This is a genomic window from Bacillus sp. FSL R9-9834, assembly GCF_038006905.1.
Classification (GTDB): Bacteria; Bacillota; Bacilli; order Bacillales; family Bacillaceae_G; genus Bacillus_A; species Bacillus_A pacificus.
In genome coordinates, this window is sequence record NZ_JBBOWD010000001.1 from 4912595 (window position 1) to 4936342 (window position 23748).

General features: G+C 37.2%; 20 protein-coding genes and 1 pseudogene. 3 read left to right on the forward strand and 18 right to left on the reverse strand.

From position 1 onward, the window contains the following. Positions 1–20: 20 nt before the first annotated feature. From ppaX to MKY00_RS25940, 11 genes and pseudogenes are all read right to left on the reverse strand, one after another. Positions 21–671, reverse strand: a complete 651-nt coding sequence (gene ppaX, locus MKY00_RS25890; protein ID WP_016718904.1) for a pyrophosphatase PpaX — start codon at positions 669–671, stop codon at positions 21–23. A 67-nt stretch (positions 672–738) separates the two neighbouring features. After that, entirely contained in the window at positions 739–1551 is an 813-nt protein-coding gene (gene lgt / locus MKY00_RS25895; RefSeq protein ID WP_000924232.1) for a prolipoprotein diacylglyceryl transferase, read from the reverse strand. A gap of 24 nt (positions 1552–1575) precedes the next feature. Continuing rightward, on the reverse strand, positions 1576–2505 hold the full coding sequence (gene hprK, locus MKY00_RS25900; RefSeq protein WP_001127250.1) for an HPr(Ser) kinase/phosphatase: 930 nt from the start codon (positions 2503–2505) through the stop codon (positions 1576–1578). Positions 2506–2661: 156 nt separating this feature from the next. Continuing rightward, complete coding sequence (locus tag MKY00_RS25905) at positions 2662–3042, reverse strand: phage holin family protein (protein ID WP_001267308.1); 381 nt, start codon at positions 3040–3042, stop codon at positions 2662–2664. A gap of 114 nt (positions 3043–3156) precedes the next feature. Then, a pseudogene (locus MKY00_RS25910) lies at positions 3157–3420 on the reverse strand (DUF4275 family protein); the annotation flags it as partial. Between the two features lie 28 nt (positions 3421–3448). Further along, positions 3449–3925, reverse strand: a complete 477-nt coding sequence (locus MKY00_RS25915) for a DUF5680 domain-containing protein (protein WP_000026297.1) — start codon at positions 3923–3925, stop codon at positions 3449–3451. 115 nt (positions 3926–4040) lie between these two features. Then, positions 4041–6917 (reverse strand): excinuclease ABC subunit UvrA, encoded by a 2877-nt coding sequence (gene uvrA / locus MKY00_RS25920; protein WP_016718906.1) that lies wholly within the window; start codon positions 6915–6917, stop codon positions 4041–4043. A gap of 5 nt (positions 6918–6922) precedes the next feature. After that, entirely contained in the window at positions 6923–8899 is a 1977-nt protein-coding gene (gene uvrB / locus MKY00_RS25925; protein ID WP_000441061.1) for an excinuclease ABC subunit B, read from the reverse strand. Positions 8900–9049: 150 nt separating this feature from the next. After that, entirely contained in the window at positions 9050–9472 is a 423-nt protein-coding gene (locus tag MKY00_RS25930) for a DUF4362 domain-containing protein (RefSeq protein ID WP_016718907.1), read from the reverse strand. Between the two features lie 114 nt (positions 9473–9586). Beyond that, positions 9587–11308 carry an LPXTG cell wall anchor domain-containing protein gene (locus tag MKY00_RS25935; RefSeq protein ID WP_341035348.1) on the reverse strand — a complete coding sequence of 574 codons (1722 nt, stop codon included), beginning with the start codon at positions 11306–11308 and terminating at the stop codon, positions 9587–9589. Beyond that, entirely contained in the window at positions 11289–16727 is a 5439-nt protein-coding gene (locus MKY00_RS25940) for an immunoglobulin-like domain-containing protein (RefSeq protein WP_341035350.1), read from the reverse strand. Before MKY00_RS25940 ends, MKY00_RS25935 begins: the two co-directional genes overlap by 20 nt. A gap of 222 nt (positions 16728–16949) precedes the next feature. Here MKY00_RS25940 and MKY00_RS25945 point away from each other — a divergent pair, with 222 nt between their 5' ends. Beyond that, positions 16950–18362 carry an HTH domain-containing protein gene (locus tag MKY00_RS25945; RefSeq protein WP_016718910.1) on the forward strand — a complete coding sequence of 471 codons (1413 nt, stop codon included), beginning with the start codon at positions 16950–16952 and terminating at the stop codon, positions 18360–18362. 20 nt (positions 18363–18382) lie between these two features. On the opposite strand, the gene MKY00_RS25950 is transcribed toward MKY00_RS25945, so the two are convergent. The 7 genes from MKY00_RS25950 to MKY00_RS25980 all read right to left on the reverse strand — a co-directional run bounded on the left by MKY00_RS25950 (position 18383) and on the right by MKY00_RS25980 (position 22283). Then, complete coding sequence (locus MKY00_RS25950; protein WP_016718911.1) at positions 18383–19003, reverse strand: hypothetical protein; 621 nt, start codon at positions 19001–19003, stop codon at positions 18383–18385. After that, complete coding sequence (locus MKY00_RS25955; RefSeq protein ID WP_016718912.1) at positions 19000–19761, reverse strand: MerR family transcriptional regulator; 762 nt, start codon at positions 19759–19761, stop codon at positions 19000–19002. Before MKY00_RS25955 ends, MKY00_RS25950 begins: the two co-directional genes overlap by 4 nt. Before the next feature lie 100 nt (positions 19762–19861). Continuing rightward, positions 19862–20089, reverse strand: coding sequence for a hypothetical protein (locus MKY00_RS25960; protein WP_000524119.1), 228 nt, complete (start codon positions 20087–20089; stop codon positions 19862–19864). A gap of 16 nt (positions 20090–20105) precedes the next feature. Beyond that, a complete protein-coding gene (locus MKY00_RS25965; RefSeq protein WP_016718913.1) occupies positions 20106–20498 on the reverse strand; it encodes a hypothetical protein in 393 nt (130 codons plus the stop codon). After that, complete coding sequence (locus tag MKY00_RS25970; RefSeq protein ID WP_001150192.1) at positions 20495–20716, reverse strand: hypothetical protein; 222 nt, start codon at positions 20714–20716, stop codon at positions 20495–20497. The genes MKY00_RS25965 and MKY00_RS25970 overlap by 4 nt, the downstream gene beginning before the upstream one ends. A 12-nt stretch (positions 20717–20728) precedes the next feature. Next, positions 20729–20926 (reverse strand): helix-turn-helix transcriptional regulator, encoded by a 198-nt coding sequence (locus tag MKY00_RS25975; RefSeq protein ID WP_000538359.1) that lies wholly within the window; start codon positions 20924–20926, stop codon positions 20729–20731. A gap of 334 nt (positions 20927–21260) precedes the next feature. Next, entirely contained in the window at positions 21261–22283 is a 1023-nt protein-coding gene (locus tag MKY00_RS25980; protein ID WP_016718914.1) for a YeiH family protein, read from the reverse strand. A gap of 151 nt (positions 22284–22434) precedes the next feature. Here MKY00_RS25980 and MKY00_RS25985 point away from each other — a divergent pair, with 151 nt between their 5' ends. After that, positions 22435–23328, forward strand: a complete 894-nt coding sequence (locus MKY00_RS25985; RefSeq protein WP_016718915.1) for a LysR family transcriptional regulator — start codon at positions 22435–22437, stop codon at positions 23326–23328. Positions 23329–23379: 51 nt separating this feature from the next. Further along, a complete protein-coding gene (locus MKY00_RS25990; protein ID WP_001219200.1) occupies positions 23380–23748 on the forward strand; it encodes a MerR family transcriptional regulator in 369 nt (122 codons plus the stop codon).

A 23748-nucleotide genomic window follows, 5' to 3' on the forward strand; every position in this document is an offset into this window, starting at 1 on the left:
ACTCGCTCCTCTACTTATCTTTACGAACGATTCATGTCGGACAAAATCGGCAATAAATCACTCATTTTATCTAGCATAAAGTCTGGCTTATAAGCCTCTAAATACGCTCTACCTTTCAATGTCCATGAAACTGCAGCTGTTTTCGTACCGGCATTTTGTCCGCCAACAATATCATGATGGTTATCCCCAACCATCAATGCTTCTTCCGGTTTCGCATCTAATAACTGAAGCGCTTTTTGAAGTGGCTCTGGATGTGGTTTCACATGCTCGACATCATCAATCGTCACAACAACATCAAAGAACTCATCAAGCTTTGAGAACTTTAATCCCATTTCAACGGTTTGTCTCGCTTTCGTTGTAACAATACCAACCTTATAGCCTTGTTTCTTTAACTCTTGAACTGTTTCATATACAGTTTCATATTCTTCTACTAATTCATCATGATGATCATGGTTAAATTGACGATAACTCGTAATTAACTCTTCAACCTTACTTTCATCAATCTTGCTGAAAGTATCATGTAAAGATGGACCGATAAATGGCAATACATCTTCACGCTTATATTGATTTGGATAATATGTATGTAAAGTATGTAAAAAAGAAGAAATAATAAGTTCGTTTGTATTAATTAACGTTCCATCTAAATCAAATAACACTGTATTTATTCTCATTGCCTTATTCCTTTCTCTTTCCTGAATATGAAAGAAGCAGCATCTTATAATAAGATGCTACTTTTCTCTAATTTTCTAAATATCTTTTATCAGCTTGCCCCATTTTTCGTCTCACAATAATGAAAATAATAGAAATAACAACAAGTCCAATTGACATTACTTGTGCAATACGAAGTGGTCCTAGCATTAAACTATCTGTACGTAACCCTTCTACGAAGAAGCGCCCTACTGAATACCAAATTAAATATGTGAAGAATAATTCTCCGCGGCGTAAATTCACTTTTCGTAATGCAAGTAATAGAATTACCCCCGCAAAATTCCATAATGATTCGTATAAAAACGTTGGGTGGTAGTAAACACCATCAATATACATTTGATTAATAATGAAATCCGGTAAATGAAGGCCTTCTAAAAACTGCCTCGTTACTTCATCACCATGTGCCTCTTGGTTCATAAAGTTTCCCCATCGGCCAATTGCTTGTCCTAGTAAAATACTTGGTGCAGCAATATCAGCCAACTTCCAGAATGAAACCCCGCGGCGTTTCGCAAAAAGAATCCCTGTAATAACAGCCCCGATTAAGCCACCATGAATCGCCAAACCACCTTGACGAATATTAATAATTTGACTCGGGTTTTGCGCGTAATATTCCCATTCAAAAATAACATAGTACATTCTCGCAAATAGAATAGCGATCGGTACTGCAATTAATACAAGGTCAACAAATGTATCTTTTGGAATACCTAGCCTTTCTCCTTCGCGAGTTGCTAGCCAAAGACCTAATAGCACACCTGTACCGATAATAATCCCGTACCAATAAACAGGAAACGGTCCAAGTTGGATAGCTACGCGGTCAAGCTGTGGTACAGAACCTAACAGCATATGTATGACCTCCCTCTCCAATGTTTACTCCTGATTTCCTAACTCAATCGCACTCATTAATCGTTCTGAGAACTGCTGTGCTGCATTGACTCCCATACGTTTTAAACGGAAGTTCATCGCTGCCACTTCAATAATAACAGCTAAGTTTCGACCAGGACGAACTGGAAGTGTAATCTTCGTAAGTTCTGTATCAATAATCTTCATCTTCTCTTCATCAAGACCTAAGCGATCATAATTTTTCTTTTGATCCCAAATTTCAAGATTAATAACAAGTGTAATACGCTTATAATTTCGCACTGCCCCTGCACCGAATAACGTCATAACGTTAATAATGCCTAGACCACGAATTTCTAATAAATGCTCAATTAAATCTGGCGAGCTTCCAACTAACATGTCTTCATCTTCTTGGCGAATTTCTACACTATCATCCGCAACAAGGCGATGACCACGTTTTACAAGCTCAAGAGCTGTCTCACTTTTACCGACACCACTTTGTCCTGTAATTAAAACACCAACGCCGTAAATATCAACTAACACACCGTGTACAGCTGTTGTTGGTGCTAACTTACCTTCTAAATAATTTGTTAAACGACTTGATAATCTCGTTGTCGTTTGAGAAGAGCGTAATAAAGGCATGCCTGATTCACGCGATGCTTGCAGCAACTCATCTGGTACATCTTGATTACGAGTTACAATAATACATGGCGTCTCCTCAGTACAAAGCGCTTTCATTCTCTCTTGTTTTTGCTCTGACGTTAACGTGTCAAAGAACGTAAGCTCCGTCTTTCCAAGAAGCTGCACGCGATCAGCTGGATAATATGTAAAAAATCCTGCCATTTCAATACCAGGTCGTGATAAATCACTTGTATCAATCGGACGATGAATTCCTTCTTCACCACTTATTAACTCCAATTGAAATTGTTCAATTAAATCTTTTGTCCTTACTTTCGGCATATGTATAAACCTCCACTCCGCTGCGGGTTCAGTCTCATTTGATGTAAAATTCCATTCTACCGGATATTGTACCATTTTTTTCTGGAAACAAGAAATACGGTTTCTAATAAATAGAAAAAAACATTTCATACATATCATGAAATGTTTTTCTTTTTGTCATTTTCTCTTTTTTTCATATAAAGGTTCCACAATTGCCTTTTCAATAATCATATTAAAAATTGAAATACAAATTGCCGCAACGATCGCTACACCGAAACCTGATATATTAAATGCGTCTCCTAATAATGAATCTGCTATTTTTAACGTAATCGCATTAATAACAATTAAGAAGAACCCGAAAGTTACAACAGTAATTGGTAGCGTAATTAAAATTAAAAACGGTTTTACGAACACATTTAAAACAGCCAAAATAATACTCGCAATAATTGCAGTTTGTATATTTGCTACGTAAAACGCGTCTGGTGCAATCCCTTTTAAAAGTCCCGATACAGCGATTAACACAACACTATTTACAAGAAGTGATACAATCCATCTCATTTTCTTACACATCCTTTTAAACATATATCTTTCATCATACGCTAATAGATAATAAACGCAAGTATCAGCAAACACTTATATCAACTTATTCTACTCTTCATGCTTGTATACCTACTAACACTTCTTTGCGAAATAAGGCCCACACCATCTATGCTCATGCGTTTTCACAAAAGTCCAAGTGAAATCTTTATCTACAATGTAAATATCGCCTTTATACATATCATCTGTTTCACGTAATATATCATCCATACTTAATACACTTGCATCTTTTATTAGTAGTACATCATCACAGTGTTGATAGAAGATGTAGCACTCCTTTTTCACTTCATTATGAAACGCGTTTTCTGCTTCTTTCCCCTTTAAGTATTTCTTTTTCTCTTTTCACATTGTGGTTCTATTAAAATAATTATCGTACTATTCCACCGCTATATTTCAATTCATACACCTTTTCATCACCTATGAGAATAATTTCTTTACCTTGAAAACAATCAAGAGTGCCTTCATACTCATTCTTGAAAATATATGTACCTGATTTATAGTAATTTGGACCACGATAGATAGAATTCGTATCAACTGACCTTAATGCTTGGCGAAGAAAGTTATAAATTGGACCCATGATATCCCAATCTGAGTTTGGGTTAGTGACACCACCTGAATAGACCATTGACCAAATGGGACGATTCTCAAACTCTACAGTTTCTTGTCCAATAAAAAAAGCTGAACCAAAATAAATATCTCGATAAAAATAATCACCGCTACTGTACTCAAGTTGTTTCGATCCGTTTAATAACGCCTGAACCGATGCGTCATCTCCCTGAGATGCATATGTCCTTCTTTTCGCTTCTACAATAAATTGGGCAAGTGATTTATGATTAATTGACATAATCCCCCTCCATTACAATTCCATTTTGATACCTTATAAATTTCTTAAAACCCCATCTTCTCCCCCTATACAATAAAAACCGAGCGTCATTTCAACTCGGTTTTTATTACTAAACTTATTGTGATAACTCTACTTCTTTTATTCTCTCTTTCATTCTTGCTTTATCACGATCTAAAATCTCTTTTAAATACTTACCTGTATACGAGCGCTCTTCTTTCACTACTTGCTCTGGCGTTCCGGAAGCAACGATTTGTCCACCTTTGTCTCCGCCCTCTGGTCCAAGGTCAACGATATAATCCGCTGTTTTAATTACATCTAAATTATGTTCAATTACAAGTACCGTCTCACCGCTCTCAACAAGACGTTGCAACACTTCTAGCAGACGTGCGATATCATGCGCATGTAAACCAGTCGTTGGCTCATCTAAAATGTATAATGTACGACCTGTAGAACGACGGTGTAATTCAGAAGCTAATTTCACACGCTGTGCTTCACCACCAGATAACGTCGTAGCTGGTTGTCCTAATTTCATATAACCAAGCCCTACATCTACAAGCGTTTGAAGTTTACGCTTAATTTTTGGGATATTAGCGAAGAACTCTACCCCGTCTTCAATCGTCATCCCTAACACTTCAGAAATGTTTTTATCTTTATATTTCACTTCTAACGTTTCACGGTTGTAACGTTTACCGTGACAAACTTCACACGGAACGTATACGTCTGGTAAGAAGTGCATTTCGATTTTAATAATTCCATCACCACGGCACGCTTCACAACGTCCACCTTTTACGTTAAAGCTGAAACGTCCTTTTTGATATCCGCGCACTTTCGCTTCATTCGTTTGGGCAAACACATCACGAATATCATCGAACACACCTGTATAAGTCGCAGGGTTAGAACGTGGTGTACGACCGATTGGTGATTGATCAATATCGATTACTTTATCTAAATGCTCAAGACCTTTAATCTCTTTATGCGTACCTGGCTTCGCTTTCGCTTTATATAACTTTTGCGCTAACGATTTATATAGTACTTCATTAATCATCGTACTTTTACCTGATCCAGATACACCTGTTACCGCTACAAACGTACCAAGCGGGAATGACATTTTCGCGTTCTTTAAGTTATTCTCCTTTGCACCGACAATTTCCACTTTTCGTCCGTCACCTTTACGTCTTTCAAGTGGAACTGGAATAAACTCTTTACCGCTTAAATACTTCCCTGTTAGCGAATTCTCATCTTGCATCACTTCAGCTGGTGTACCTGCTGATACGACTTGTCCACCGTGAATACCTGCGCCAGGCCCGATATCAAGTAAATAATCAGCTGCCATCATCGTATCTTCATCATGCTCAACAACAATTAACGTATTACCTAAATCACGCATTTCTTGCAATGTACGAATAAGACGATCGTTATCGCGCTGATGCAAACCGATAGAAGGCTCATCAAGAATGTAAAGTACGCCAGTAAGACGAGAACCAATTTGTGTCGCTAAACGAATACGTTGCGCCTCACCACCTGATAAAGTTCCTGCGGCACGACTTAACGTTAAATAATCTAAACCGACGTTCACTAAGAACCCAACGCGCTCCTGAATTTCTCTTAAAATTAAATGAGCAATTTTTTGTTGTTTCTCTGTTAGCTCCACACTTGAGAAGAATTCCTGTACTTCTTGAACAGAATATTTCGTTACATCAGCAATCGTTTTTCCGCCAACGAAAACAGCTAAACTCTCAGGTTTTAAACGTCCACCTTTACACTTCGGACAAGCTTGTTCTGCCATATACTTTTCCATTTGCTCACGAATGTAATCAGAACTCGTTTCGCGATAACGACGTTCAATATTTGGAATAACACCTTCAAATAAAATCTCATTTTCCTTTACTTGACCAAATTCATTTACATAGCGGAAATAAACTTTCTCTTCACCGCTTCCGTACAACACTTTATCAAATAAATCTTTCGGTATATCTTTCACAGGCACATCCATATCAACGCCGTAGTGATTACATACAGATTGTAAAAGTTGTGGGTAATATTGTGAACTTGTCGGCTCCCAAGGCGCAATCGCATGTTCATTTAATGATAAATCCCAGTTCGGAATAACAAGTTCTAAATCTACCTCTAGCTTTGAGCCAAGTCCATCACAAGAAGGACATGCACCGAACGGACTATTGAATGAGAACATACGCGGCTCTAATTCTCCGATTGAAAAACCACAATGCGGACAAGCATGATGCTCACTAAATAGAAGTTCCTCTTCCCCCATAACATCGATTAACACTCGTCCCCCGCCAAGCTTTAATGCACTTTCAAGTGAATCCGCAAGACGGCTTGCGATTCCTTCTTTTACAACAATACGATCTATTACAACTTCAATGGAATGCTTCTTATTTTTATCTAACGCAATATCTTCAGACACATCAAGCATTTCACCATCAACACGTACACGAACATATCCTTGCTTCTTAATATCTTCAAGTACTTTCACATGTGCACCTTTACGGCCAGAAACGATAGGAGCTAACACTTGTAATTTCGTACGTTCAGGATATTCAAGGACGCGGTCTACCATCTGCTCTACTGTTTGTGATGTAATTTCAATGCCATGATTCGGACAAATTGGCGTACCAATTCGCGCAAATAATAGACGTAAATAATCATAAATCTCCGTTACCGTTCCAACAGTTGAACGCGGATTACGACTCGTCGTTTTTTGATCGATTGAAATTGCTGGTGACAATCCTTCAATCGTATCTACATCCGGTTTATCCATTTGCCCTAAAAACTGGCGTGCATACGCAGATAACGATTCTACGTATCTGCGCTGCCCTTCTGCATAAATCGTATCAAATGCTAATGATGATTTCCCCGAACCAGACAATCCCGTTACAACGACAAGCTGATTTCTCGGAATGGTTACATCAATATTTTTTAAGTTATGTGCTCTAGCACCTTTTACAACGATAAAATCCTTGCTCTTACTCACTCTTTTCACCCTTCCGCTTTTAATTCTAATAGTAAATCTCTTAATTCAGCTGCACGCTCGAAGTCTAACGCTTTTGCTGCTTCTTTCATTTCTGCTTCCATCTTCGCAATTGTCTTTTCACGCTCTTTTTTCGTCATCTTCTTAGCTGGCGTTGCTTCATACGTTTCTGTTTCTTCAGCAGCTGTCGTTGCACGAATTACATCACGCACACCTTTTTGAATCGTTTTCGGCGTAATACCATGCTCTTCATTGTAAGCTTCTTGTATACTACGACGACGCTTCGTTTCTTCAATCGCAATTTCCATCGATCTCGTTATGCGATCTGCGTACATAATAACGCGGCCGTTTTCATTACGTGCTGCACGACCGATTGTTTGAATTAATGAACGTTCTGAACGCAAGAATCCTTCCTTATCAGCATCTAAAATAGCTACAAGTGATACTTCTGGAATATCTAACCCTTCTCGTAATAAGTTAATACCGACAAGAACATCAAACTTACCAAGACGAAGATCCCGAATAATTTCAATACGTTCTAATGTTTTCACTTCAGAATGCAGGTAATTCACCTTAATCCCTACATCTTTTAAGTAGTCTGTTAAATCCTCTGACATCTTCTTCGTTAAAGTTGTAATTAATACACGTTCATTTTTTGCAATGCGATCTTGAATCTCTCCTAATAAATCGTCAATCTGCCCTTCAATTGGTCGTATATCAATTGGCGGATCTAAAAGCCCTGTTGGACGAATAATTTGTTCTATTACTTCTGGCGACTGCTCTAATTCGTACGGTCCCGGTGTTGCTGAAACGTAAATAACTTGATTCGTTTTCTCTTCAAACTCATCAAATGTGAGCGGTCTATTATCTAAAGCTGATGGCAGACGGAATCCATGATCCACAAGTACTTGCTTACGCGCTTGGTCCCCGTTATACATCGCTCTTACTTGCGGCACTGATACGTGCGACTCATCCATAACGATTAAGAAATCTTTCGGGAAATAGTCTAATAACGTATACGGCGTTGCCCCCGCTGGACGGAGTGTTAAATGACGGGAATAGTTTTCAATACCTGAACAAAAGCCCATCTCGCGCATCATTTCTAAATCATAACGTGTGCGCTGCTCTATACGCTGCGCTTCTAACAACTTGCCGTTATCATTTAATTCCTTTAAACGCTCTTCTAGTTCTTTTTCGATATTTTCAATAGCGACCTTCATTTTTTCTTCACGTGTAACGAAGTGAGATGCTGGGAAAATTGCTACATGATCACGTTCTGCTAATACTTCCCCTGTTAACGCATTTACTTCGCGAATACGATCAATTTCATCACCGAAAAACTCAATTCGGATACAATGCTCGTCAAGTGATGCCGGGAAGATTTCAACTACATCTCCGCGCACACGGAATGTACCGCGCTTGAAATCAATATCATTACGTCCATACTGCACATCAACAAGTTCACGAAGCAATTGATTGCGATCCTTCTCCATACCAACTCGAAGTGAAACAACTAACTCGCGGTATTCTTCTGGAGAACCTAAACCATATATGCATGAAACACTCGCAACGATAATTACATCATCCCGTTCAAATAATGCAGACGTTGCCGAGTGACGCAATTTATCAATTTCATCATTAATCTGTGCGTCTTTTTCAATAAACGTATCTGTTTGCGGCACATACGCTTCTGGTTGATAATAATCGTAATAACTAACAAAATATTCAACTGCATTATTTGGGAAAAAGTCCTTCAACTCACTATATAACTGTCCTGCTAACGTTTTATTATGAGCCATGACAAGTGTTGGCTTTTGCACTTCTTTAATGACATTTGAAATCGTAAATGTCTTACCCGTTCCTGTCGCTCCAAGCAACACTTGCTTTTTCTTTCCGCTATTAATTCCCTCTACAAGCTTCTCTATAGCTACCGGCTGATCACCTTGCGGGGAATACGCTGAGACAATTTCAAATTGACGTTCCAAGAAAATCCGACCTCCTCATAAAAATCTGTATTATTATTTTACCACGAATGCCCATAAAAAACCTAAAAAAACGAACAGATATTCGGTAAAGTTTTCGACAATATATACATAGAAAAAGGAAGGAGTATATACTTCCTTCCTCTACTAACTCTATTTTTTAGGTACATATAATACATCATATCCATTGCGCCCATCTTCATTCGTACAATCTATTAGCTTATAAGTGGTTCCTGATTCGCGCTCGTCTTTAACAATACTTTTACAACTATCTTTATATAACCCTTTATTATCACCGGCAAATTGGTCTTTTCTATTATCTGACACATAAAGTATATCGTTCTTACTACGCTCTAACGTTTGAAAAATCGGGTCACCTTCATGGGTATACTGTACAATTCTTATTTTATCAACTTCCCTTTGCTCGACATTCAAAACGAACTTTTCAAATTTATCTAGATTGAGAATTCCTGCTCCCTTTACAATGACATCATTCTTCTTATCAATTGTAGTGTTAGATTGTGAGCATGCTACTAACATAATCAAAAAACTACATAAACACCCCCACTTTTTCATAAGCATTCCTCTCCTAATCATTTAATTGATATACTCTTCTCTCAACTTATAGCAAATCCTTTTCACGAATAAAAAAACAGCCGCTAGAGTTTCCCCTAACGACCATTTTTCACTTTATTTCTTTCTTCTAAAGAATGCTACTACACCTGAAAGCAGAACTAATAAAGAACCAACTAACGGATAAGCAGATGCGCTTGCTCCTGTTTGTGGTAACTCTTTTGCAGAGTTCGTTCCATTACCTTTATTACTTTCATTATTCGTATTACCTTGATTGTTTATAGTATCTTTATTCAAGTTAGTTGTAGTTTTATCATCTTTGCTGCTTGGATCATCCTTACTGTTCTGATCGTCTTTTTCTTTTTGATCATCCTTACTGTCTTGGCCATCCTTACCACCTTGGTCGCCCTTGCCGCCTTGGTCGTCTTTCACTTTCACTGTTACTTCTTTTTCACTAATTACATTTCCATCTTTATCTTTCACAGTTACTGTTCCTTTTCCGTTCTCTTCATCCACTGTGATTTCTACGTTCACTTTCTCTTTATCTTCTTCTTTTAAACCTTCAATCACTTTTGTTTTATCAATCTTATCTTCTTTTACTTTCCCTTCAACAATGTCTTCTTTATTTACTTCAATTTTGTCTTGAATTTCAATCACATTCACTGTAATTTCCGCTTCTATTGTTTCATCTGCTTTATCTGTTACTTTGATTTTCACTTTTTGTTCGCCGATTTTACTTGTATCTAAACCTTCTACTACAGCTTTATCTGTTAAATCACCGTCTTCTTTATCTATTACGGATACCTTCGCTTCTTTCTTCACATCAAAGTCTTTCTTACCTTTTTCTACGAAGATTTCGTCTTTGTCCACTTTGATAACTGGTTTTTCATTGATTACCTTGTTATCTTGGCCATTCTTACCATCTTTTCCATCTTGGCCGTCCTTGCCGTTTTGACCGCCCTTGCCATCTTGGCCGTCCTTGCCGTTTTGGCCGTCCTTACCATCTTTTCCATCTTGGCCGTCCTTGCCATCTTGGCCATCCTTACCGTCTTGACCGTCCTTACCGTCTTGGCCGCCCTTGCCGTTTTGGCCGTCCTTACCGTCTTGACCATCTTTTCCATCTTGACCGTCCTTACCATCTTTTCCATCTTTTCCATCTTTTCCGTCTTGACCGTCTTGGCCGTCCTTGCCGTCTTGGCCGTCCTTGCCGTTTTGACCGTCCTTACCGTCTTGGCCGTCTTGGCCGTCTTGGCCGTCCTTGCCATCTTGGCCATCCTTGCCGTTTTGACCGTCCTTACCATCTTTTCCATCTTGGCCGTCCTTGCCATCTTGGCCATCCTTGCCGTTTTGACCGTCCTTACCGTCTTGACCATCTTTTCCATCTTGACCGTCCTTACCGTCTTGGCCGTCCTTGCCATCTTGGCCGTCCTTGCCGTTTTGGCCGTCCTTACCATCTTTTCCATCTTTTCCGTCTTGGCCGTCCTTACCATCTTGGCCGTCCTTGCCGTTTTGGCCGTCCTTGCCGTTTTGGCCGTCCTTACCGTCTTGACCATCTTTTCCATCTTGACCGTCCTTACCGTCTTGGCCATCCTTGCCATCTTTTCCATCTTGACCGTCTTGGCCGTCCTTACCATCTTGGCCGTCCTTGCCGTTTTGGCCATCTTTTCCGTCTTTTCCATCTTTTCCGTCTTGACCGTCTTGGCCGTCCTTGCCATCTTGGCCATCCTTACCGTCTTGGCCATCTTTTCCGTCTTGGCCATCTTTTCCGTCTTGGCCATCTTTTCCGTCTTGGCCATCCTTACCATCTTTTCCAGTCTGATCATCTTTCGCCTTGGTCATCCTTCACTTTCACAATGACCTCTTTTTTACTAATTGTATTTCCATCTTTATCTTTCACAGTTACTGTTCCTTTTCCGTTCTCTTCATCCACTGTGATTTCTACGTTCACTTTCTCTTTATCTTCTTCTTTTAAACCTTCAATCACTTTTGTTTTATCAATCTTATCTTCTTTTACTTTCCCTTCAACAATGTCTTCTTTATTTACTTCAATTTTGTCTTTCACATCGATGACATTCACTGTAATTTCTTTCTCACTTGTACCCGCATCTTTATCCGTTACTTTTACTTTCACTTTTTGTTCGCCAATTTTACTTGTATCTAAACCTTCTACTACAGCTTTATCTGTTAAATCACCGTCTTCTTTATCTATTACGGATACCTTCACTTCTTTCTTCACATCAAAGTCTTTCTTACCTTTTTCTACGAAGATTTCGTCTTTGTCCACTTTGATAACTGGTTTTTCATTGATTACTTTGTTATCTTGATCATCTTTGCCGTTCTGATCATCCTTACCGCCTTGGTCGTCCTTACCGCCTTGGTCGTCCTTGCCGCCTTGGTCGTCCTTACCGCCTTGGTCATCCTTGCCGCCTTGGTCATCCTTGCCGCCTTGGTCGTCCTTACCGCCTTGGTCATCCTTACCGCCTTGGTCGTCCTTACCGCCTTGGTCATCCTTGCCGCCTTGGTCATCCTTACCGCCTTGGTCATCCTTGCCGCCTTGGTCATCCTTACCGCCTTGGTCGTCCTTACCGCCTTGGTCATCCTTGCCGCCTTGGTCATCCTTACCGCCTTGGTCGTCCTTACCGCCTTGGTCGTCTTTCACTTTCACTGTTACTTCTTTTTCAATAATTACATTTCCATCTTTATCTCTCACAGTTACTTTACCTTTGCCGTTCTCTCCGTCCACTGTGATTTCTACTTTCACTTTCTCTTTGTCTTCTTCTTTTAAACCTTCAATCACTTTTGTTTTATCAATCTTATCTTCTTTTACTTTACCATCGACGATATCTTCTTTATTTATTTCAATGTTATCTTTCACATCGATGACATTCACTGTAATTTCTTTCTCACTTGTACCCGCATCTTTATCCGTTACTTTTACTTTCACTTTTTGTTCGCCAATTTTATTTGTATCTAAACCTTCTACTACAGCTTTATCTGTTAAATCACCGTCTTCTTTATCTATTACGGATACCTTCGCTTCTTTCTTCACATCAAAGTCTTTCTTACCTTTTTCTACGAAGATTTCGTCTTTGTCCACTTTGATAACTGGTTTTTCATTGATTGCTTTGTTATCTTGATCATCTTTGCCGTTCTGATCATCCTTACCGCCTTGGTCGTCCTTACCGCCTTGGTCATCCTTGCCGCCTTGGTCGTCCTTACCGCCTTGGTCATCCTTACCGCCTTGGTCGTCCTTACCGCCTTGGTCATCCTTGCCGCCTTGGTCATCCTTACCGCCTTGGTCATCCTTGCCGCCTTGGTCATCCTTACCGCCTTGGTCGTCCTTACCGCCTTGGTCGTCCTTACCGCCTTGGTCATCCTTGCCGCCTTGGTCATCCATACCGCCTTGGTCGTCCTTACCGCCTTGCTCATCTTTAACCGTTACTGTTACTTCTTTCTCACTAATTACATTTCCATCTTTATCTTTCACAGTTACTTTGCCTTTTACGTTCTCTTCGTCCACTGTGATTTCTACTTTTACCTTTTCTTTACTTTCTTTATTTAATCCGCCTACCACTTTTTCTTTATCGATTTTGTCTTCTTTTACTTTACCTTCTACGATATCTTCTTTATTTACTTCGATTTTATCTTGAATTTCGATTACATTTACAGTCACTTTTGCCTCTACTGTTTCTCCAGCTTTATCGGTTACTGTTACTTTCGCTTTTTGTTCCCCGACTGTTTTTATATCGAAATCTTTTACTTCCGCTTGATCTGTTAAATCTCCGTCTTCTTTATCCGTTATCGTTACTTTTGCTTCTTTTTTCAAGTCGAAGTTTTTCTTATCTTTTTCTACAAACACTTCTTCTTTCTCAACTTTAATTACAGGCTTTTCATTGATGACTTTGTTATCATCTTTCACTTTTACCGTTACTTCTTTTTCTACTTTGTTTCCTTCTTCATCTGTTACGACAACTTTTCCTTTGCCATCTTTATCAATGATAATTTCGACTTTTTCTTTCTCACCTAAACCTTCACCGATCTTCTCTTTATCAATCTTGTCATTTGTTACTTTGCCATCGACGATATCTTTTTCTTTCACTTCAATCGTATCGTTGATTTTCACTACTTTCACTGTTACTTCTTTATTTCCTGTTGCGCCTTGGCTATCTGTTACTTTCAACGTTACTTTCGATTCGCCAGCTTTGCTTGTATCAACTTTTCCTTCTACTTCAATTTTCGCTGTTAAATCTCCATCTTCTTTATCCGTTGCTTTCGCTCCTGATTTCTCAATTACATACTTCGCATCGACTTGATCTCCTACAAAGGCTAACACCTTACCCTTCACTTCTATCATTGGTGCTACATTGATTTTTACTAGTTCTGTTACAGTTTTGACTTTGACTTCTTTTTCACTAACTGTATTTCCATCTTTATCTTTCACAGTCACTTTACCTTTGCCATTCTCTTCGTCCACTGTGATTTCTACTTTCACTTTCTCTTTACTATCTTTATTTAAACCGTCTACCACTTTTTCTTTATCAATTGCTTCATCTTTTACTTTACCTTTATCGATGTCCTTTTTATTTACCTCAATTTCATCTCGAATTTCAATGACATTCACAGTAATTTCTGCCTCTACTGTTTCCTCAGCTTTATCGGTTACTGTTACTTTTGCTTTTTGTTCTCCAACTGTTTTTATATCGAAATCTTTTACTTCCGCCTGATCCGTTAAATCTCCATCTTCTTTATCTATTACTGTTACTTTTGCTTCTTTTTTCACATCGAAGTCTTTTTTGTCCTTTTCTACGAACAATTCGTCTTTTTCTACTTTAATTTCTGGTTTTTCATTAGTTACTTTCACTTTGATTTCTTTTTCACTTACTACATTGTCTTCTTTATCTTTCACAGTCACTTTACCTTTGCCATTCTCTTCGTCCACTGTGATTTCTACTTTTACTTCCTCTTTACTATCTTTATCTAAACCGTCTACCACTTTTTCTTTATTAATTGCTTCATCTTTCACTTTGCCATCAACGATGTCTTTTTTATTTACTTCAATTTCATCTTGAATACGGATCACATTCACTGTAATTTCTTTTTCTGCTGTTTCTCCATCTTTATCTGTTATTGTCACTTTTACCTTTTGTTCACCCGTTTTATCTAGCTCTAGAGTACCTTCTACTACAGCCTTATCTGTTAAATCTCCGTCCTCTTTATCAATCACTTTTACTTTCGCTTCTTTTTTCACATCGAAGTCTTTTTTATCCTTTTCTACAAATACTTTATCTTTTGCTTCAATAGATGGTTTTCCATTAATTTCAGGAGTCACATCTCCGGTTACCTGATGACCGTTTTTATTTGTTACGGTTACTTCGATTTTACCGTTGTTTACTTTTGTAGTTACCTTATCTTCATCATTTAAACCTTCTACAAGTTTTTTAGGATCAAAGTTATTACTATCAAGATCTTTTTGATTTACTGTTACTTTATCTTGAATACGAATTACACGCACTTCAACATCTTTAGACGTTGTCTCATTATGTTTATCAGTTACCTTTAATGAAACTTTTTGCGTGCTAACTTTTTGTGTATCTACTGTACCTTCAACTTGAATTTTGCTCGTTAAATCTCCATCTTCTTTATCCATCGCTTTTGCTTCTGCTGATTTGATTACATCTACTTCGTCTCCAACTTTAGCTAAAATGGAATCTTTCGCTTCAATTACTGGCGCTTGATTATTGGCAGCAGATTTTACTTTTACTGTCTTCACGTTAATATTGTCGTACTCATCTTGAACTGTAAAAGTAACTTCTTCTTCAGCAGATGCTAAGTTTTTCAAATCTTTGTCATATTGAATTGCAACATTTTTCGAAACATCGTCTTTAACCTTTAATAATTCTTTTAGCTTCTCATCTGTTAATGTAGATGGATCATCAACTTCAATTTCATCTGTACCAATCGTTGGTGATGTTACATCAACTACAATGACGTTTCTTGTATCAACTAATTTTTCAATATTTCCTTTATCAAATAAGAAGCTTAACAACCCACCTACTAGTGGAATTTTATCTAAAATAGTTTTCTTCACTAAGATATTGTAATTTACCGTATACGAACCTGGAGCCGGATTCCTTGTATTTAATCCGTTATAATGTATCGTCCCATTCTTTCCTTCAACTAATGGTCCATTCACTTCTTTAGATAATAAATCTAATCCTAAAATATTTTTCGTAGTAATACTTTCTAATAAGCCCTTCGTTGCTGTAATTGTACCTGTTGGGATAGTTGCTGGTTTTCCAGCCTCTTTATACATATTTTGTTCCCCATCCAGTTTAAATACAGGGTCATTCTTACTTAACGTTAAAACAGTCACACCATTGACTGAAATTAAACCAACCTGATTCCCTTTTACTTTTAACACACCGACTTTTAATTGTTTGTTAATCTCTTCAGGACTTACATCTGAATTTAGCTCTAATACTTTTAAACCAACTAGTCCTTTTAACAACTTCACATCTGCTAATTCTAGTTTTTTATTATTACCACCTTGAATATTTAAAACTTCAAGTCGTGCTAAATCATGTAATAAACCTACAGACAATGTTTCCAGTTCATTATTAGCCAAGTCGAAAATACGAAGATCTAAAAACTTAGATTTTTTTTCAGGAATGCTTTTAATTTTATTATTCGATAGTAGTAACGCTTGTAGTTTAGGTAACTCCCATACACTATCTGGTACTGCTGTTATTTTGTTATACGATAAATCTAATACTCTTAATTTATCAAAGGACATATTATCTGGAATTGTTGTAATCGTATTGCGGGATAGATCTAAAATTTTCAATTCTTTTAGCTCTAATACTTGTTGAGGCACTTCTGTGAGATTAGAATTTTTTATATATAAAGCATTTAATCCTGTTAAGTATTGTAAACCTTCAAAGTTTTTAACACCTTTACCACTTAAATCTAGTACGTCACGTACATTACTTAATTGTTCTAGCGTTACTTCATCGCTAGTAGTCCCCATCTTTGTTTTCACAGCATTTCTTAGCGCGCTATCTGGGAATGTTGTATTAAGATCAATTTTAAGATTATCTTTTGAACCTTTATCTGTTTCAGCAACTTGCAAACGATCATACTGCTGTTGTTTATTATTTATCTCTGCAGCATATCCGTGTGTGACAGATGCACTCAAAATCCCAATTGTACATACTGTCGATGTAATCTTCTTCATGTGTCTATTTTTTTTCTTACCCATTTTGCTTATACCCCTCCGTAAGTTGAATTGTCATATATATACAAACACATGAATTGTATCGAACATTTCGCATTAAATTTCATTGTGTTTTTGCATTATATAACGCAAATTCATAATATTCGGAAGAGTATTGCCTCAGTTAAAATTATTTACAATAGTATCCATATTAATCTAAAATTTAGTTGATTTACCAATATATATGTATAAGGTGTAGCGATGACAATGAAGCAACAGCAAATTCAACAATTATTAAGTTTTTTATTAGCCCAACACGATTGGACTACTGTTCAAAAAATATCCGAAGAATTACAATGCAGTAAAAGAAGCGTTTCAAATTACTTAACCCTTTTAAAAAATACATATGGAGAAAACATCATTTTATCTTCAAGGGGAAAGGGAATTAAAATTAATCAACTCAACTTAAAAGAAGGAAAACAAAGTATACAAAACAAACAAGAGTTATATTTTTTTCAAATTTTACAGCTTATACTTAACTATCCAAATGGATTAACAGTAGCAAAGATTGCTACTACACTAAATGTCAGTCAAAGTTATTGCCAAACTTTATTACAAGCTCTTCGTCTTCAGTTCACTAAGCACGATGTTACTTTAACAAAACAGCCTATCCGTCTAGAAGGTGACGAGCTACATATTAGAAAATTAATTTGTCACTATGCCCATTTAACTACACAGTATAGTAATGGATTACAACTCTTATTTCACGAACAAGACATTTCGATAACCAAATATACAATACAACAAATAGAAAGAAATACTGGTACACTTTCTGATATTGGTTATAAACGTATTCATTGTTTATTACTTACATGTATTATTCGTTATCGTCATAAGCAATTTATCAAAAACTTGGAGCCCGATCTCTCCTTTATATTAAAAAATCCATATAGTGATTCTATTTCTAGTCTTATTGAACAAATAGAAAATTTAACAGGTAATAAACTTTTATTTCCTGAAATCCTTTATTTAAATTGTTGTGTAATAAGCGGTCTACATTTCGAACATCAATTTCCACTATATACAAAGAAATTCGATATGCTTATTCCCACGATTTTAGAGGAACTTACTCAAAATCTAATTTTTACGTGCCCGCAAGAAACTATCATTGCAGATTTAAAATGGCTAATTTTTAGATTTTACGTTTTTCAAAAGTTAAATATCCATATCTATCATCCGCAATTACAAAATTTAAAGTCTAAAATTTATTATTATTATGATATAACTCGTAAAATTGTACACAATTTTACTACTAGTAAGCAGGAACCAGTTTCTGAACATATATTAAATTATCTTGCCACCTATCTATTTAGTGTTTCAGAACCTAAAAAGAAGGCCTTACCAAAAAAGTTATTACTTTTATGTACAACAGGTAGTGGGTTAGATTTATATACGAAAAAGAAATTAACTTCTTTATCACCTCATTATTCAGTTACAAGTATTCATACACTAAGAGAAGTGACTTCTTTATTAACAGAAGAAAAGGAGCACTTCGATTGCATTATCTCTATCGGGATATGTCCAAGCATTATTGATTGTGACATTCCTATCATTTCATTCCCAATTGATATCGATGAGCAGGACTTTACAATTATTCCAAAGACTTTAGAAAATGCATGAAAACAAGAAGCTACTTTCCCCTAAGAAAGTAGCTTCTTTTTCCCTTTCTCCTTCTTCGGAAAAAGAACATATGAAAATGAAATAGCTGCATCCACTAAAAGTATAATCGCCCAAACTTGGCTAACCCGACTCGCTGCTTTATTTAAAACAATTCCCGTTTCTAACCAATTACGCCATTGTTCAACCGGAGCAAGACCGTACAGAAAGAAAAAGAAAATATGCACAACAACAAACAAACTAAGGTGCAATACCCAATTTTTTATTTCCTGCTTCGCATAAGCCATACCTGTTAATTCTACCTGTTCTTCTATAATAGGCGCCGGCTCATTTCGCCATTTGGCAACTAACTTTTGCGCAAATATATCAAGCTTCTTCAAATCCTTTTTCCCGTAAAAGACTGCATACAATAAAATGATTACCGTAATGATTTGAAAGTTAGAGAACTTTCCTGTTTGATAGTAATCCACTACTCCTAAAGTTAAAATAAACACTTCATTTATGAGTAGTACAATCCCCATAATAAAACTCGCCTTTTTCAAACGGAATCCGTAACGGAGTAAAAAGAAACCGATAGCTGATAACCAAAATACAATCTCTGCCCCAATTAAAAAATACCAACGATATTCTGCAAGTATACTCATTTATCCTTCTCCTTTTCATCATATATACGAAAAGCTTCATCCATATATAATAAAAGTTCTTCTTCGATTGGATACATGCTCATTTTCTGGGAATCTTCTTTCGATTTTCTAACTTCCCATAACTTATCTAAAAACGCTTCGTCACCATTAGCCATCTCTAAACACTTCTGCATTAATCTCTTCGTTGCCCCTTGTACCTCATCACTCGCTACTTCTTTATCATCTTTCATAAAAGCGCGAAATTGCTTTAATAAATCTACCCACTCTAAAACATTCGGATCTTCTTCACTCATATTCGGCAAATTCTGAAGCAATTTTTGTTCTTCCTTTGAAAACACTTCATTTTGAAATATTTCACGTATACGAGAAGACTGTTTCGAAAGCTGAATTAATTCAAACATAACTTTCCAATCGAGCTCTCCCTCTACATCTACCGAATAAACAACCGCTTGTAAAACACGCTCCATTCGATTAAATTTCTTTTGTTCTTCCTGTACAAATCGAAGTTGTTTTTCAAGAGAATTCTTTAAATCCAACTCACCTTTTACTAACATATTCGCAGTTTCTTTTAACGAAAATCCCATTTCCTTTAAAAATAAAATTTGTTGCAAACGAATAACGTCCGCTTCACTATATAACCGATGTCCACCCTCTGTTTTACCACTCGGCTTTAATAAATCTATTTGATCATAATAACGTAATGTGCGTACTGTTACCCCTGTTTCTTTCGTCAATTGTTGAATTGAAATCACTATCATCACCTCTTCTCCTTCATTATAAAAGATGACGTTACGTAACTTTCAAGTATTTTGTAAAAAAAATACAAAAGGCTGTTTATACGCTTCGTATAAACAGCCTTTACGGAAATAACCCCTTTTGCACAGCACGACCACAAAATAAAATAAGTGCTCCGACAACAACGCTCGTTGCTGTTTTATGATAATGAGCTGAAACTAATAAATAATACGATAAACCTACAGTACCAAGCATAATACAAATACTCGGCACTGGATTATGAGAGAAGTTCTGCATTCCCCAAAACAAAGCAAAAATAGCTGTAGCGACACATAATACCGGTAATCCCATCCCAGTTCCCCTTTTTCTATCTATTCCTTGTTGCTAACACGCTCGTCGATGCCATACTTATTAATAGACCAAAAATAGCAATATATAATAACTCATTTACATGTACTACTGGCCTGTCTAAATACTTATTTACACAAAGATACATAATGAATAAGAAAACGAAGCTTGTCATACTAATCGCAAAATATGACTTCATCTTGTTCACAACTCGCTCATCAATCGACGGTATTCCCTCTTCTTTCAAACGCTTCTGTTCTCTATATTCCGCAATGCCATATAAAATGACTAGTGCTACATTCGATATGAAAATAGTTCTCCACGAAATACTTAAAATCATTAGACTCACATTTAAAATAAAACCCGCTAAAAACAAACTTCCTATAAATCGTATAACCTCTTGCTTACTCATACACGATCAGCCTCTTTACTATTTCTATATCTCCATTTCGGCCAATAGTTCACAAAGAAATAAACAAACTGCCCTAGTACAAATAACACAAACGGCATACCAGCACTTCCGTAAACAATTAAATTGTACAAACTCCATATGGCTAAACTAATCGCTAAAAACAACCCTAAATATTTAAACGCTTTATCTGACTGAAATCTCTCAAACTCATCCTGCATTTTTCTCTCCCCTTACTCCAGCGTAAATATTTCTTCCACCTTCACTCCAAAATATTTGGCGATTTTTAAGGATAACTCTAGACTCGGGTTGTAATGATGGTTTTCAATCGCCACGATTGTCTGCCGTGTCACCTGCATCGCCTTTGCCATTTCAACTTGCGTTATATGATGTTGCTTTCTTAATTCTTTAATTTTATTTTTTACACCCATAGGCTCCACCTTCGAAAGTAAAGATATCTTTACTTTAATTATAAATATTTTCCAACTACAAGTAAAGATATCTTTACAAATTTTAGAAAAACGTCTCATTAAACATCTACTCTAACAAAGTACAAAAGTAATTCAATTTATATCAGCGATTTTTCAAATATATCAGCGCAACTGAAATTATATCGGCGATTTCCCAAATATATCAGCGCAACTCCATTTATATCAGCGATTTTTCGAATATATCGACTTACCGACAAATACCGACATTCGTAGCAAGGTAAACATAAGAAAAAGCTGCCCCCAAATATACCTTCGGGAACAGCTCTCTCCTTTACTACATAAATCCTAACGCATATACAAGAACATATCCAAGCACCGATAAGCAAACCGAGCCAATTAGCCCTGCCACGAATGCTTTGCTTCCTAACTTACGGAACGTTTTAAACTCTACATTTAAACCAAGCCCCGCCATCGCCATTGCGATAAGCATATAAGCGATGACTACAATATATCCCGCAACAACTTCTGGAATAATCCCGAGCGAATGCACTGCACTCATTGCTAAAAATCCGAAGATGAACCATGGAATTGGAAGGTCGCGCCATGATCTTTTTTCCCAGCTTCCTTCACTCTTACCAAACCATAATCCAATTAAAATCGCTACTGGTACAAGCATTGCAACGCGCGTTAACTTCACGATAACTGCGATGTCTACAGCCACGCTTCCTCCTGGCGCCGCAGCTGCGATGACATGAGCAATTTCATGCAGCGTCGCCCCTGAGAATACACCATAACCATACGGAGATAGGCCAAGCACTGGATATAACAACGTATAAATAAGCGTAAATATCGTACCTAAAATTGCAATGATTGCAGCCCCAACTGCCGTTTCATCATCTTTTGCTTTCACTTGCGGCGCAATTGCCACGACCGCTGCCGCGCCGCAAATTGCTGTCCCGCATGCTGTTAAAATCCCAAGTTTCTTTTCTACCTTAAATACTTTCGTTAGTCCATATACAACGAAAATCGTAAATGTAATAACAACCGCAGCGATAACCAATACTTTCGGTCCCGCCTTCGCAATATCAACAAGATTTAATCGCATTCCAAGTAAGATGATCCCGAAGCGCAGCAACTTCTTACTCGCAAAATTCGTCCCTGCAATCGCATCATGAGGAACTCCAATTGCCGCACGCCAAACCATCCCAATTAGAATAGCAATTACTAATTGTCCCATAATATTTAAAAATGGAAGCTCCGCTAAATATTTCGCCACAATTGCGATTAATAATGTAATCCCAATCCCTTGCGAAAATCCAAAACGCTTCTTCTTTTGTATAACAAGTGTTTGTTCCACTTTGAACCACTCCAATAATCGTATTGGAACATGCATGTTCTTTCTACTTACATTATAAGAGAGTTTCTATAATAAGTTTAATACCAATACCAAATCTCTATCATCAGAAATACTTATGATAAGATGATAGAAAAAGAAAGGAGCAGATGATATGAACGTAGACATTTTAAAAATTTTTGTTACGGTTGTTGAACAGAAACACTTCTCTCGTGCAGCGGAATTATTAAACCTTTCACAGCCTGGCGTAAGTATGCACATTCGCAACTTAGAAAGCGAATTTGGAACTACACTTATTCAGCGATCCCCGAAGCACGTTCAAGTGACCGAGGCCGGAAACATATTATATATACACGCAAAGCAAATGCTCTCTCTTTACGAAGATGCCAAACAAGAAATTAACGAACTACATAACGTTGTAACAGGAACGCTTCGCATCGGTGCTAGTTTTACAATTGGCGAATACTTACTTCCAAAAATACTCGCTAACTATGCGAATGAAAATCCGCACGTCGAAGTCCATACTTTTATCTCAAATACAGAAGACGTCTTGCAAAGTCTCCGATCTAATCAAATTGATATCGGCTTAGTGGAAGGGCAAGTCGTATACGCTGACGTTGACGTTGAAACATTTATGCAAGATGAAATGAAACTCGTCGTCCCGCCAAATCATCCACTGCTCCGCACAAATGAAATAAATGAAAGGACACTCCAAGATCAAGTGTGGGTATTAAGAGAAAGTGGTTCCGGAACACGTGCTTATAGCGATCGCTTTATTCATCAACACCATTTAAAAATGAAACGATTCTTTACCTTTAGTAGTATCCAAAGCGTAAAGGAAGCTGTCGCTGCCGGGCTTGGCATCGCTATACTTTCTGATTGGACTGTACGGAAAGAGCTACTGGCAAAAGAACTATTCCACGTCGAAATTCCAAATGAACAACTCATCCGTCCATTCTCCATCGTGCGCGGCAAATATTTTATTCCGTCTAAAGCTATTCAAGTGTTTTTAAATCATGTAGATTACTTTGCGAAAAAACAGAGTTGACCTTCACATTAGTGTGAAGGTTTACAATACATGTAAAAGGAGTGAAACGCATTGCGAATTGGGGAGTTATCAAAAGAAACTGGCGTTAGCGAAAGGTCACTAAGACATTACGAAGAAAAGGGATTACTCCCTTCGAAGCGCCTCGCAAATGGCTATCGTGATTTTGACGAAAGTGCCATCGAAAAAGTGGAGCTTATTCAAATGTACTTACAAATTGGCTTAAATTTAGAAGAGACGGCAAGGATGCTGCGCTGCCTTGAAATTGAACCGCACTTATACGACAATCCGTGCAGCAGCATCCTTACGCTTTATGAAGATAAACTTAATGAAGTAACAAAGCAAATTTCATTGCTTTCCAATATTCAAACGAATTTGCAAAAACACGTTTCACTCCTAAAAAAAGCAAAAGAAAAGGAATGA